Source organism: Bacillus sp. N13C7, assembly GCF_026790065.1.
Lineage (GTDB): Bacteria > Bacillota > Bacilli > Bacillales > Bacillaceae > Bacillus.
Genome location: NZ_JALAMO010000005.1, coordinates 287990 through 301545 on the forward strand (window position 1 = coordinate 287990; position 13556 = coordinate 301545).

Annotated in this window: 15 protein-coding genes; all 15 read right to left on the bottom strand. The window is 43.3% G+C overall.

What is annotated here, in order from left to right:
* The 15 genes from dpaA to rimP all read right to left on the bottom strand — a co-directional run bounded on the left by dpaA (position 1) and on the right by rimP (position 13496).
* Positions 1 to 894 (bottom strand): dipicolinic acid synthetase subunit A, encoded by an 894-nt coding sequence (dpaA, locus tag MOB98_RS06305; RefSeq protein WP_268358430.1) that lies wholly within the window; start codon positions 892 to 894, stop codon positions 1 to 3.
* A gap of 191 nt (positions 895 to 1085) precedes the next feature.
* Positions 1086 to 1343, bottom strand: a complete 258-nt coding sequence (locus MOB98_RS06310) for a YlmC/YmxH family sporulation protein (protein ID WP_003220966.1) — start codon at positions 1341 to 1343, stop codon at positions 1086 to 1088.
* Positions 1344 to 1424: 81 nt separating this feature from the next.
* On the bottom strand, positions 1425 to 2654 hold the full coding sequence (locus MOB98_RS06315; protein WP_003238480.1) for a M16 family metallopeptidase: 1230 nt from the start codon (positions 2652 to 2654) through the stop codon (positions 1425 to 1427).
* 39 nt (positions 2655 to 2693) lie between these two features.
* Positions 2694 to 3653 carry a polysaccharide deacetylase family protein gene (locus MOB98_RS06320; RefSeq protein ID WP_268358431.1) on the bottom strand — a complete coding sequence of 320 codons (960 nt, stop codon included), beginning with the start codon at positions 3651 to 3653 and terminating at the stop codon, positions 2694 to 2696.
* 116 nt (positions 3654 to 3769) lie between these two features.
* A complete protein-coding gene (pnp, locus tag MOB98_RS06325; RefSeq protein ID WP_268358433.1) occupies positions 3770 to 5887 on the bottom strand; it encodes a polyribonucleotide nucleotidyltransferase in 2118 nt (705 codons plus the stop codon).
* A gap of 172 nt (positions 5888 to 6059) precedes the next feature.
* Positions 6060 to 6329, bottom strand: a complete 270-nt coding sequence (gene rpsO, locus MOB98_RS06330) for a 30S ribosomal protein S15 (protein ID WP_003220957.1) — start codon at positions 6327 to 6329, stop codon at positions 6060 to 6062.
* A gap of 156 nt (positions 6330 to 6485) precedes the next feature.
* Positions 6486 to 7436, bottom strand: coding sequence for a bifunctional riboflavin kinase/FAD synthetase (gene ribF, locus MOB98_RS06335; RefSeq protein ID WP_268358435.1), 951 nt, complete (start codon positions 7434 to 7436; stop codon positions 6486 to 6488).
* An 18-nt stretch (positions 7437 to 7454) separates the two neighbouring features.
* A complete protein-coding gene (gene truB, locus MOB98_RS06340) occupies positions 7455 to 8384 on the bottom strand; it encodes a tRNA pseudouridine(55) synthase TruB (protein WP_268358436.1) in 930 nt (309 codons plus the stop codon).
* Between the two features lie 83 nt (positions 8385 to 8467).
* On the bottom strand, positions 8468 to 8821 hold the full coding sequence (gene rbfA / locus MOB98_RS06345; RefSeq protein ID WP_009967251.1) for a 30S ribosome-binding factor RbfA: 354 nt from the start codon (positions 8819 to 8821) through the stop codon (positions 8468 to 8470).
* Between the two features lie 16 nt (positions 8822 to 8837).
* Entirely contained in the window at positions 8838 to 9116 is a 279-nt protein-coding gene (locus MOB98_RS06350) for a DUF503 domain-containing protein (RefSeq protein WP_003220950.1), read from the bottom strand.
* Positions 9113 to 11260 (bottom strand): translation initiation factor IF-2, encoded by a 2148-nt coding sequence (gene infB, locus MOB98_RS06355; protein ID WP_268358438.1) that lies wholly within the window; start codon positions 11258 to 11260, stop codon positions 9113 to 9115. The genes MOB98_RS06350 and infB overlap by 4 nt, the downstream gene beginning before the upstream one ends.
* Before the next feature lie 19 nt (positions 11261 to 11279).
* Positions 11280 to 11582, bottom strand: a complete 303-nt coding sequence (locus tag MOB98_RS06360) for a YlxQ family RNA-binding protein (RefSeq protein ID WP_003220946.1) — start codon at positions 11580 to 11582, stop codon at positions 11280 to 11282.
* Between the two features lies 1 nt (position 11583).
* Positions 11584 to 11859 (bottom strand): glucose-induced regulator RulR, encoded by a 276-nt coding sequence (gene rulR, locus MOB98_RS06365; protein ID WP_010334283.1) that lies wholly within the window; start codon positions 11857 to 11859, stop codon positions 11584 to 11586.
* A gap of 13 nt (positions 11860 to 11872) precedes the next feature.
* Positions 11873 to 12991: a transcription termination factor NusA gene (gene nusA / locus MOB98_RS06370; RefSeq protein ID WP_268358439.1), complete on the bottom strand. Its 1119-nt coding sequence runs from the start codon at positions 12989 to 12991 to the stop codon at positions 11873 to 11875.
* A gap of 34 nt (positions 12992 to 13025) precedes the next feature.
* Positions 13026 to 13496, bottom strand: a complete 471-nt coding sequence (gene rimP / locus MOB98_RS06375; protein ID WP_268358440.1) for a ribosome maturation factor RimP — start codon at positions 13494 to 13496, stop codon at positions 13026 to 13028.
* Positions 13497 to 13556 lie beyond the last annotated feature (60 nt).

Here is a 13556-nt window from a genome sequence, read left to right on the forward strand (position 1 = left end):
TTATTTCCCCTCCTCAGCTTGTATTTCAGCCAAAAGCTTGCTTAAGACATTTGCAAGGATTTGCCCGGCTGTTTTAGGAGCGACAATCCCTGGAAGACCTGGGGCAAGAAGTGCTTTAATCCCCTGCTTTTCGGCATATTTAAAATCCGTTCCCCCGGGACGTGAGGCCAGATCCAATATTAAGGTTTTTGGTGTCATGCTAGAAAGTACCGTTTGATTTAATATCATGCTCGGTATGGTATTGATACAAATATCTATATCTTTTACATGCTCTTTCAGCTCATCGGTGTGAAAAGGAACGAGTCCCATTTCGGTAATACGCGCCAGATGCGCTGAACTTCTTGCTCCCACTTTTACATTCGCTCCGAGCGCAGCAAATGTGCGGGCTATCGTCATTCCGGTGCGTCCCAGACCGAGAACGGCTACCTGAGATCCGTGTATCGTATAATCCGTATGCTGAATCGCCAGCATGATCGTTCCTTCTACTGTCGGAATCGAATTGTATATCGCAATGTCATCCCGCTCAAACAGCTTAACAAGTTTTCTGTTTGCTTGAGCTGCAATGTGTTCTAAATAGGCGTTAGAAATCCCTGAGAAAATGACACAGTGTGCAGGCGTTTTGTTGAGATGCTCCTGTTTTAACACAACCTCTTCATTTGAAAATACAGTCGAAACGACACCTTCTCCCGTTGTCGCAGATACTGGAAGAATGATGCTGTCTATTTGCTGAAAAGGAATTTCATCAATATTGCATTTTACTGCTCCGGTAAAACCGTGATCCAATTGGTCAAAACCGACAAGATAGATGTCAGCCTGCTGTTCAGTGAACTTTCTTATAATTTCGAGCTGTCTAGCGTCACCGCCGATAACTGCAATCTTCAATCCGGTTAACATTCTAAACGTTCACCTTCTTTGTATATACTGGATCTCTAGTTGTTAAGCTCCCCTTCATCTTATGTTCAAAAGGAAATACCGGTGAATTAAAACATGCGTTTTTTACATATAAAAAAACATCGGCTGCCGAAGCCGATGTTTCAGGAATTACCTTTAGAGCCCGCACCATAGCCATTTTGGGCCTTTTTCATTTACTCTTGTCGAGGAGACATTTCCTCAGGTACGTCTAATATGATCATATCTGAACCGATTTTTTGAATATGATGCCAGGGGACACGAATGTCATGACCGTGTTTTCTCAAACCAAACCACTTAACTGTCGGAATGAGGAGCGCTGTAATCTGGCCATCCTGTTCATTGATTTCTAAATCGGTCTGGCCGAGCACTCCCAGCCGTTCAGCTCTTTTGATGTCTACAATTTCCTTTCCTGATAATTCACTGAGCCGCATGTCTGTCACCCCCCTTGTACTATGTATGATCAAAAAAATAAAAAAATGCCTGCCCCGTTTCGGGGCAGGCATTTCCTTTTTTTAGGACGGCATATTGCCGGAAGGGCTGATGAGTGCCAGTGCATAATCATCAGTAAACAACTGTCTGGCAAGGCCGTTGACACGCTCTAAGTTCACGGCGTTTAATTCATTGATGATCTCATCTAATGTTTTATGTTTGCCGAGCAGCAGTTCATTTTTCCCGTTTCGGCTCATTTTGCTGTTTGTGCTTTCTAAGCTCAGCATCAAGCTTCCTTTCATTTGCTCTTTGCTGTTCTCCAGCTCTTTTGAGGTAATGCCGTCTCGTTTTAATGTGGCAAGGGTTTCTTGGATTGTTTCTGACAGCTGCTGAAGCTGATTTGCACCCGTTCCGCCGTAAATGGTAAGCATTCCGCTGTCCTCATAAGAGCTATGATAGCTGTAAACAGAATAAGCAAGGCCTTTATCTTCACGGACATCTTGGAACAGCCGGCTGCTCATACTGCCACCGAGCACATTATTCAGGACGATTAAATCATAAATGCGTTCATGGCCAACCTCAAGGCCTTTAAATCCGAGACATAAGTGAGCCTGCTCTGTTTCTTTTTTTCTCGTCAGTTTTTCCGTGTAGAACTCGGGTTTTTCAAGACCTGTCGCTTTGCCTTTCGCCTCGTATGACCCGAACCATTTTTCCACATCTTTGATAAAACTGTCAGATATATTGCCCGCTACCGAAATCACCACTCGGTCCGGCGTATAATAATCATGCATGTACTGTCTGAGGGAGTCGCCGTTAAAGGAAGCAAGTGTTTCCTCCGTGCCAAGAATTGGATACCCTAAAGAATGATTGCCGTAAGTGGCTTTGCTCAGTAAATCATGCACAATGTCGTCCGGCGCATCTTCGTACATTTTAATTTCTTCATACACTACATTTTTCTCTTTTTTCAGCTCGTTTTCATCAAACGTTGAATGAAAGAACATATCTGCTAATACGTCCAGCGCGTAATTTGCATGCTCATCAAGCACCTTTGCATAGTAGCAGGTATATTCCTTTGAAGTAAACGCATTGACCTGACCGCCAATACGATCAAAAGATTCTGCTATCTCGCGTGCAGATCTTGTGCTCGTCCCTTTAAAGAACATGTGCTCTAAAAAGTGAGAAATCCCGTTTATCTCCGGCGTTTCGTGCCGCGAACCTGTACCGATCCATACGCCGATCGCAACAGAACGGACTGTCGGGTTATTTTCCAGCACAACTCTTACACCATTTTGACACGTATATCGTTTTATCAAATTTGTTCCTCCTATTCAAAGACAAGCTGCCTGCATCTGTTACTTCAACAGTCTGGTTTCATCCATCAGTTCAGTGACTGTTCCAAGCGCGTATCCTTTATCTTTAATCTTTATAATCAGCGCTTCAAGACTTTCCGCCGTTGGGTCAGTCGGATGCATTAAAATCATGGCACCATTATGTATCTTGCTTAACACTCTCGTTTGAAGCACAGACGGAGCCGGTTTTTGCCAATCGATCGTATCAACTGTCCACATGACTGTTCCCATCTGTCTCTCAGCTGCAATGTCGACAACCGCTTTTCGGAAACTTCCGCTCGGCGGAGCGAACCACTTTGGCTTAACGCCGGTCGTTTGTTCTATTTGTTTATTTGTCTTGTCGAGCTGCTCGGAAATTCTTCCTGTAGTCAGTTTGCTCATATCCGGATGATTGTATGAATGATTTCCGATTTCATGTCCGTCTTCCGCAATCTTCTTAGCGAGCTGTTCATTATTGCTCACCCAATTGCCTTCTAAAAAGAACGTAGCTTTAACTTGGTGCTTTTGCAGAACAGGGAGCATTTTTTCCAAATATTCGTTTCCCCATGCCACATTAATTATAAAAGCCACCATCGGTTTGTCAGGATTTCCTTTATAAATAGGTTCTGGGTGAAGAGATTCCAGATGAACGCTTGGTTTTACTTGGCTGTACACCAGATCGCTTTCCCGAAACTCGCCGTGCTTTTTCATTTTTTTATATGATTTTTCAATATTGACCTTCAATCCATTATAGCCGGGAATGCTTTTCCACACCTTATCTATTCTGGCATCCTGGGGCTTGACTTCATACTCCGGCGCTTTTTGAAGCAATTCTTCATACAACGGGTCTTTGGACGCCGTGACAGTCACCGTATCTTTTTTCATTGCCCCTATGTAATCAAGTGTGTGCGGATTATTCATCATCTCAAATGAGACAAAAAAAAGAAATAGAAAAACGGCAAACGGTACAAATCTTTTGTACATGTTCTGTCCCCCCTCACCTCACATTATGAAGGTGAAGGACAAGGTAGAACCCGCCTGCGTTTTAAAAGCTTCAAAATAAAGAAGCCGGGTCTCCCAGGCTCCTTTTATGTTTTCATTTAAGATTGTTGTTCTTCTTTTTCTTTCTCTTCACGGAGCACCGCTTTACGGGACAAATTGACTCGTCCTTGTTTATCAATTTCAGTGACCTTGACAAGAATCTCGTCTCCGATTTTCACAACATCTTCAACTTTTCCTACGCGTTCAAGCGCAAGCTCTGAAATGTGCACCAAGCCGTCTTTTCCGCTGAAAATTTCAACGAAAGCCCCGAATTTTTCGATTCGTTTTACTTTACCTAGGTAAAGCTGGCCGACTACAACCTCTCGGACAAGGTCTTCGATGATTTTTTTCGCTTTTTGGTTACTGCTTTCATCTGTTGAAGAAATAAAGATTGTGCCGTCCTGTTCAATATCAATTTTAACACCGGTTTCTTCGATGATTTTATTGATTTGTTTTCCGCTTGGCCCGATGACATCGCGGATTTTATCAGGATTAATGGCCATTGTTAAAATCTTAGGCGCATATTGAGAAAGCTCTTTTCTTGATTCGCTTAAAGTCGCAAGCATGCTGTTGAGAATTTCCATTCTTCCTTTTTTCGCTTGCTGAAGCGCTTCTTCAAGAATCTCTCTGGAAAGACCTTCGATTTTAATGTCCATTTGCAGTGCCGTTACGCCTTTTTCCGTTCCGGCTACTTTAAAGTCCATATCTCCAAGCGCATCTTCCATGCCTTGAATATCAGTCAGAACCGTGTAGTGTTCACCTGATTTGACAAGCCCCATTGCAATACCCGCAACTGGCGCTTTAATTGGCACACCGGCATCCATCATTGCAAGTGTGCTTGCGCAAATGCTTGCTTGAGACGTGGAACCGTTTGATTCAAGCACTTCTGATACAAGACGGACTGTGTAAGGGAAGTCTTTTTCAGACGGAATAACTGGCTCAAGCGCACGCTCACCCAGTGCTCCATGTCCGATTTCACGGCGTCCCGGTCCGCGCATTGGTCCTGTTTCCCCAACGCTGAATTGCGGGAAGTTGTAGTGATGCATAAACCGTTTCGACTCTTCTACACCTAAGCCGTCAAGGATTTGCACATCTCCCAGAGCACCTAACGTACATACGCTGAGGGCCTGCGTTTGTCCCCTTGTAAAGAGACCTGATCCGTGCGTTCTTGGCAAGAGGCCGACCTCTGAAGAAAGCGGGCGGATTTGATCGACACCGCGGCCGTCCGGTCTAACTTTCTCTTCAGTAATCAGGCGGCGCACTTCGTTTTTAACAAGCTTGGACAGAATCTGTTTGACTTGTTTGATGGTTTCCTCGTCATGCTCTTCATCCTCGAATTTTGCCACAACTGCGTTTTTCACTTCATTAATGGCATCTTCGCGGGCATGCTTTTCATGAACTTGGATAGCTTTCAGCAAATCCTCTTCTGCTAAAGCTTTTACTTTTTCGCTAAGCTCTTCATCAATTTCAAAGAGCGTAATTTCAGATTTCTCTTTGCCGACTGCTGCGACAATTTCTTCTTGGAATGCAATCAGGCGTTTAATCTCTTCATGGCCGAACATAATGGCCTCAAGCATGGTTTCCTCAGGAACCTCATCCGCTCCCGCTTCTACCATGTTAATGGCATCTTTCGTGCCGGCAACGACAAGATTGATGTCACTTTTCTCAAGCTGATCGACTGTCGGATTAATGATAAACTGATCATCAATGCGTCCGACAGTAACCCCTGCAATCGGGCCTTCAAACGGAATATCCGATACAGAAAGGGCTAGAGATGAACCGAACATGGCAGCCATTTCTGAAGAGCAGTTTTGGTCAACACTCATGACAATGCTGATGACTTGAACTTCATTACGGAATCCATCGGCAAACAAAGGACGGATCGGCCGGTCGATTAGGCGGCTGGCAAGAACCGCTTTTTCACTCGGACGTCCTTCTCTTTTAATAAATCCGCCCGGAATTTTCCCTACCGCATATAATCTTTCCTCATAGTTTACAGTAAGCGGGAAGAAATCAAGCGGTTTTGGTTCTTTTGAAGCGGTTGCTGTACTAAGCACTGCTGTATCACCGTAGCGGATCATCACAGCACCGTTTGCCTGTTTGGCAAGCTGGCCGGTTTCAACGGTAAGCGTTCTTCCGGCCCAATCTATGGTAAAGACATGTTTTTCTTGTCCCATACGATTACGAACTCCTCTCTTCGTTGTGTGAAATAATCAATTACTCCTATTATGAACGAAATGAATTGAACATATCAATGTCAAAGTAGTATGTAAAAGGATTTCAATGATTTGTTATAAGAATTTTCGCTTTAATACGATAAAAAAGCGGGAATCCTCCCGCTTTTTACGATTATCGACGTAAGCCTAGTTTGTTAATTAACTCACGGTAACGAGTTACGTCTTTATTACGTAGATACGTAAGAAGATTACGACGCTTACCTACCATTTTAAGAAGACCGCGACGTGAGTGGTGGTCTTTCTTGTGAGTACGTAAATGCTCGTTCAAGTTGTTAATTGAGTCAGTTAGGATAGCGATCTGAACTTCTGGAGATCCAGTATCAGATTCGTGTGTTTTGAACTCATTGATGAGTTGGTTTTTACGCTCTTGAGTAATTGCCATCCTGTTTCACCTCCAAATCATATTTAGCCCCAGTTACCTAGCAACCGTCGGTGACTTCGGATTGCCAAGCAATGGTTTTAAGACTACGAAAACTATCATACTAAAAATCGGGCCTATATGCAAATATTTTAGAATAAAATTTGTGTGCGTTGCATGTTATTTCCGCAAATTGCTGAAATAACGAATGGCTTCCTGCTTATCTTTCTCAATTTGCTCTGTTAATTCTTTGATGCCATTGAATTTCCGCTCGCTCCGAATCCGTTTATACCATTCAATTTTTATAGCGGCTCCGTATACATCCTGATCAAAATCAAACAGATTAACCTCAATTGAAGGCTGCTCCGGACGTTTTTCATAGAACGTCGGCTTATAGCCGATATTGCAAACGCCATTATAGACTTCGCCGTTCACTTCCGCTTTTACGGCATATACACCCGTCGGAGGAACGATATAGCTGTTATTTAAACCGATATTGGCTGTCGGAAACCCGATGGTCCGCCCTCTTTTATCACCGTGAATGACAATTCCTTTTATAAAATAAGGCTGTCCAAGCAGGACTTTCGCCAATTCCACATCACCGTTTTGAAGCGCGGTACGGATATACGAAGAACTGATTTTTTTATCCTGCTCCGTTAATTTTTCTACCATTGTGCACTCAGCTCTTCCGTCTAAATCATCCGGCATGGTCTCCATGGTTCCCTTGCCGTATTTGCCATACGTAAAGTCAAAGCCTGCCACTGCGTGCTGCACATTAAGGCCGATGATATACTGGTCGATAAACTGCTTAGGAGAAAGAGAAGCAAACACTTCATTAAATTTAACGACATACAGAATCTCTGTGCCTAATTGTTCAATTTGGTTTATTTTGTCTTCAAGAGGCGTAATCAGATCCTTCGGCTCCTTATCCCTTCCTAAAACGTGAGAAGGATGGGGATGAAAGGTCATTACAGCAAGTGCCAGGCCTTTTTCTTCGGCTATTTGCTTCGCTGTGCCGATTACCTTTTGATGCCCGAGATGAACGCCGTCAAAATAGCCTAACGCCATCACTGATTTTGCTTGCTCCTCTTTTATTAAATGATGAGGATGTGTAATATGTATCGTCTTCACAGAACGGTCACCTTTTTTCTATTGTTCGCTTTTTTGCATCAATACTTTTGCCGGCTTTAACAGCCCTTTTTTTGCAGGATGGGGGAAATAGATCGCCAAACAGGTTCCGGATTCAGTAAAGACGGCAATTCGGTCTTCACTTGTCATCTCAGAAAACTGCTCGGGCGTCTCAAGCAAAGCCCCATTTTCTACTTTCTTAGCTAATGTATCACTTATGATCCATTTCGGCAAATGATTGAGCGCACGTTCAATAGGAACTGTATGCTCTTCCACGGTTCCGGATTGGGCTTGTGCTTCCAGTTCATCGAAGGTAAAGCATTCGTCGAGGGAAAAATCTCCGGATGCCGTCCGGATTAAATGAGACATATGAGCCGGATATCCAAGCTTTTCTCCAATCATGACCGCCAGCGTCCTTACATAGGTGCCTTTTGAGCATGTCACTGTAAACCGGAAACTCGCTGTTTCTTCGCTATGCTTAATCCCTGTCGTCAGCTCAATGTCTTCAATGGTAATCATACGTTTTGGACGTTCTACTTCAATCCCTGCTCTGGCGTACTCGTATAATTTTTTGCCATTTACTTTTACAGCGGAATACATAGGAGGAATTTGTTCTTGTTTTCCCTTTAAACTGTTTAACACCTTTTCTACTTCCGTTTTATCAATGTCTTGTTTGACAGGCTTTCTTTCAACCGTTTCGCCAGTCTGATCCTCTGTTGTGGTTGAAAAGCCAAGCGTTATTTCCGCATCATACGTTTTTGACTTTTCAGTTAAGTATTCGACAATTTTTGTGGCCCTTCCTACACAAATCGGAAGCACCCCTGACACTTCAGGATCGAGCGTTCCCGTATGTCCTACTTTTTTTGTTTTTAACAGTTTTCGGATCTTCATGACACAGTCGTGCGATGTCATGCCAACAGGTTTATGTAAAAGGAGAACTCCGTTAACCATTTGTCTTTCACTCCTTCTTTTAAGCTTTTTTCTCTAAAAACGCAGAAAAGAGGACAGACGATATACGCCTATCCTCTCCATTTTTATTCAGATGGTTTCTCTGAATGTAATTCGTGAATCAGTGTTTCGATACGATTTCCGTAATCGATTGATTCATCGAACTCAAATTCAATTTCAGGCGTTTTTCGAAGTCTGATGCGGCTGCCGATTTCAGAACGGATAAATCCTTTCGCCTTTGCCAGCCCTTTCAGCGCTTCCTCCCGTTTTTTCTCGTCACCGAGAACCGAGATATACACCTTTGCAATTTGTAAATCACCTGATACACGTACATCCGTTACTGTCAGAAAACCAATTCTCGGGTCCTTCAGCTTGCGGCTGATAATATCACCGAGTTCTTTTTTCATTTGCTCGCCGACACGGTTTGCTCTCATACTCAATTCAATCACCTCTAAGTTAAAACCACTCTGTTCTAGTGATCGTCCGTTCAATTTCAGGAAAAGAGTCGATAAACGCCAAAACACGCTGCAGCTCTTTTTCTGTTTGAACGCGAGAGGAAGAAACAGCGGCGATTCCGAAGCTGGTTCTTTGCCAAGTGTCCTGATAGCCAATCTCCGAAATCGAAACATTGAACTTATTTTGAACCCTGGTTAAGATCCGCTTCAGAACGGCACGCTTTTCTTTTAGTGATCCCGCATCATAAATGATGCATTCACACTCCGCAAATCCGATCACGTTCTTTCAATTTCCTGCATGACAAACGCTTCAAGGATGTCACCTTCACGAATGTCATTGTATTTCTTAATTGTAATACCACATTCATAGCCTTGTGAAACTTCTTTCACATCATCTTTAAAGCGTTTCAGAACGTCTACTTCGCCTTCGAAGATGACGACGCCGTCACGAATTAAACGGAGACCGCTGTCGCGCGTAATAGTTCCTTCAGTAACATATCCGCCGGCAATTGTACCAATTTTAGATACTTTGAATGTTTGGCGCACTTCTACTTGACCAATTACTTTTTCTTCATATTCAGGATCTAGCATACCTTTCATGGCAGCTTCAATCTCGTCAATTACTTTGTAAATGATACGGTGAAGACGAATATCTACATTTTCAGCTTCAGCCGTACTCTTAGCATTTCCGTCCGGTCTCACATTAAACCCAATAACTATTGCATTGGAAGCAGATGCCAAGATAATGTCAGATTCAGTAATCGCGCCAACGCCGGTATGGATGATTTTCACTTTAACGCCTTCCACTTCAATTTTCTGAAGTGCAGCCGTTAAAGCTTCAGCAGATCCTTGAACGTCAGCTTTTACGATGAGGTTGATGTCTTTTACATCACCTTGTTTAATTTGCTCGAATAAGTCATCAAGACTGAGCTTCGCTTTATCACTGCGCTGCTCTTCAAGCTGTTTCGCAGCACGTGCTTCCCCGACAGAACGTGCTGTTTTTTCATCTTTAAAGACAAGGAATTGGTCTCCCGCTTGAGGGACATCGTTCAGACCGGTAATTTCAACCGGAGTTGACGGGCCGGCAGTTTTCACGCGGCGTCCAATGTCGTTGACCATTGCACGGACACGGCCAAAAGTATTGCCGACTACGATCGGATCTCCGACATGCAGTGTTCCAGTCTGTACGAGCAATGTCGCAACTGATCCTCTGCCTTTATCAAGTTCTGCTTCAATAACGGTTCCTTTTGCCTGACGGTTCGGATTCGCCTTCAGTTCCTCTACCTCACTGACAAGCAAAATCATTTCAACGAGTTCATCAATGCCTTTTCCAGTTAAAGCGGAAAGAGGCACAAAAATCGTTTCTCCGCCCCAGGCTTCAGGGACAAGTCCGTATTCCGTCAGTTCTTGCATTACACGGTCAGGATTTGCGGATTCTTTATCAATTTTATTCACAGCAACGATAATTGGAACCTCAGCTGCTTTTGCATGGTTAATCGCTTCTACTGTTTGCGGCATTACACCGTCATCGGCAGCTACAACGAGAATTGTAATATCAGTTACTTCTGCACCGCGTGCACGCATTGTTGTAAATGCGGCGTGTCCCGGAGTATCCAAGAACGTAATTTTTTTGCCGTTCTCTTCAATTTGGTAAGCACCGATATGCTGAGTGATTCCGCCTGCTTCTCCTTCAACAACCTTCGTTTTACGGATGCTGTCAAGAAGCGTCGTTTTCCCATGGTCAACGTGACCCATGATCGTCACGACAGGAGGACGAATTTCAAGATCCTCTTCATTATCAGGCTCTTCGTATTTCTCCAATTCTGTTTCCTCAAGCACAATAACTTCTTCTGTTTCTACACCATATTCTGATGCAATGAGTTCAATTGTGTCCTTATCAAGCTCTTGGTTAATGGTAGCCATTACACCAAGAAGCATCAGCTTTTTAATAATTTCTGAAGGCTCTTTGCCAAGCTCTTCAGCCAGTGCACCGACAGTTAAAGTACCGGAGAACGTAATTTTCTCAGGAAGCTCTTTTTTCGGCTTTACAGGCTTTTGCTGATATTGGTTTTTATTGTTGTTGTTGCGTTTATTTTTTTTGTTGTTGTTATTTTTCTTGTTTTTGTTAAATTGATTATTCTGCACGTCATTCTTCTTTCCGTCTCGAATTTTATTTGGTTGATTTCCAGCTGATTGCTGATTAATCCCTTGCGGCTGTTTGTTTTTGTTCGTTTCTGCAGGCTTTTGAGATTTAGCGGCTGCGCCGCCTTTTTTATATTTGGCATCAAGCTGTTTAATGGCCTTTTCTTCAAGCATGGCCATGTGATTATTCACTTCTAAATCCATGTTTTTCAGTGCGGTCAAAATTTCCTTACTTGAAACATTTAACGCTTTTGCATATTCGTATACTCTCATTTTAGCCATTCGTTCACCCCCAAAAATATTAATCGAGCAAGCTGATCAGCTTATTCGCAAAACCTTGGTCAGTGACGGCGACAACGACACGGGCTTCTTTACCGATAGAGCGTCCAAGAACCGCGCGACTCTCGACTTTTTTATAAGGGACTTTATAATAATTGCACTTGTCAGTTACTTTTTTCGCTGTGTTAGAAGATGCATCCTCTGTAAGCAGGACAAGCTTTGCACGCGCATTCCTGATTTCTTTAATTACCAAGTCCTCGCCTGACACGACCTTACGAGCTCGATTGGCCAGACCCAGCAAGGGAAACCATTCCATTCCAGACATTTTATTTTTTCACCTTTTCCGCCAGCTCCAGCAATTCTTCGAAAATCTGGTCATCGATTTGTGATTGAAATTGATTTTGCAAAGTGTTTTTCTTTTTTGCTGCTAAGATGCACTCTTTATCAAGCGTTAAATAAGCACCCCGTCCGTTCTTTTTTCCGGTCGGGTCTACTGAGATTTCGCCTTCTTTCGAACGTACAACTCGGATCAGTTCCTTTTTAGGCTTCATTTCACCAGTCACTACACATTTGCGTAACGGGATCTTCTTGTGTTTATTCACCTAAGGTCACCTCTTATTCATCCGATTCAGCAGTTTCAGGCTCCGTAAAGAGCGGCTCATCGTCTTCTTCTTCAAGTTCTCTCGGATAGATTCCAAGTTCTCTCGCGTCCGTTTCGCTCTTAATATCAATCTTCCAGCCTGTCAGTTTAGCAGCTAAGCGTGCGTTTTGTCCTCTTTTGCCAATCGCCAGAGACAGCTGGTAATCAGGAACAATAACAGTTGTCGCTTTTTCTTCTTCATTTACGATGACATCCAGCACTTTCGAAGGGCTGAGTGCATTCGCGACAAATTCTACAGGATCACTGGACCAGTTGACAATGTCAATTTTTTCACCTTTTAATTCATTGACGATCGCCTGAACACGCTGGCCTTTAGGGCCTACGCATGAGCCGACAGGGTCCACGTCAGGATCATCGGTGCGGACAGAAATTTTTGAACGGTCGCCGGCTTCTCTGGCAACAGATTTCAGCTCGACAGTTCCATCATAAATTTCAGGCACTTCAATTTCAAACAAACGCTTTAACAGGCCTGGATGTGTTCTTGACACATAAATCTGCGGGCCCTTCGTCGTTTTCTCTACTTTTGTGATATATACCTTAATGCGGTCATGAGGCTTGTAGGTTTCATTTGGCATTTGCTCATTAACAGGCAGCAAGGCTTCTATTTTTCCTAAAGACACGTAAATAAACTTATTGTCCAGACGCTGGACGATACCTGTCATGATGTCTTCTTCACGGTCGATAAATTCAGAATAAATCACACCGCGCTCAGCTTCGCGCACACGCTGTGTAACGACCTGCTTCGCTGTTTGAGCAGCTATACGCCCGAAATCCTTAGGTGTTACTTCGATTTCGACGACGTCGCCGACCATATATTCCGGGTGGATGCCCTGCGCCTCTTCAATAGAGATCTCTAGTCTTTGGTCGTATACTTCGTCAACGACATCTTTTCTTGCAAATACACGGATGGAGCCAGTTTCACGGTTTAAATCCACCCGTACATTTTGCGCTTGATTAAAATTCCGCTTATAAGCAGAAATTAACGCAGCTTCGATTGCTTCAATGATAATTTCTTTACTGATGCCTTTTTCTTTTTCAAGAATCGTGAGAGCATCTAATAATTCACTGCTCATTTAACGGTCTCCCCCCTTAAAACATTTGTATTCATTAGAATGTAACAGCTAATCTTGCATTAGCTATCTTGTCATACGGAATATTGATCCGTTTCTTTCTTGTTTTGATCGTGATCTCAACTGTCACTGTTTGTCCATCAAATTCAGCCAGTTCACCTTCAAACACTTTCACGCCTTCAATAGGCTCATACGTCTTAATGTACACGTTTTTTCCTAGTGATTTTTCGAAATCGGCTTTTTTCTTTAGCGGACGCTCAGCTCCTGGAGATGAGACTTCAAGAAAGTAATTTTGGCTGATTGGGTCTACCTCATCAAGCTTTTCGCTTAAAGCTTCGCTTACTTTGGCACATTCCTCAATATCCACACCGTCATCGGAATCAATAAACACGCGAAGGAACCAGCTTTGACCCTCTTTGACAAATTCAATGTCAACGAGTTCCAGCTGAAGGCTGTCTACGATTGGCTGAGCCATTTCTTGAACGGTGTCAGTCACTTTTTTGCTCATGTTCTTCCTCCTTGTGCTGTCGATCTCATATTCGTCTCGTCACTCTGCATAAAAACCCTG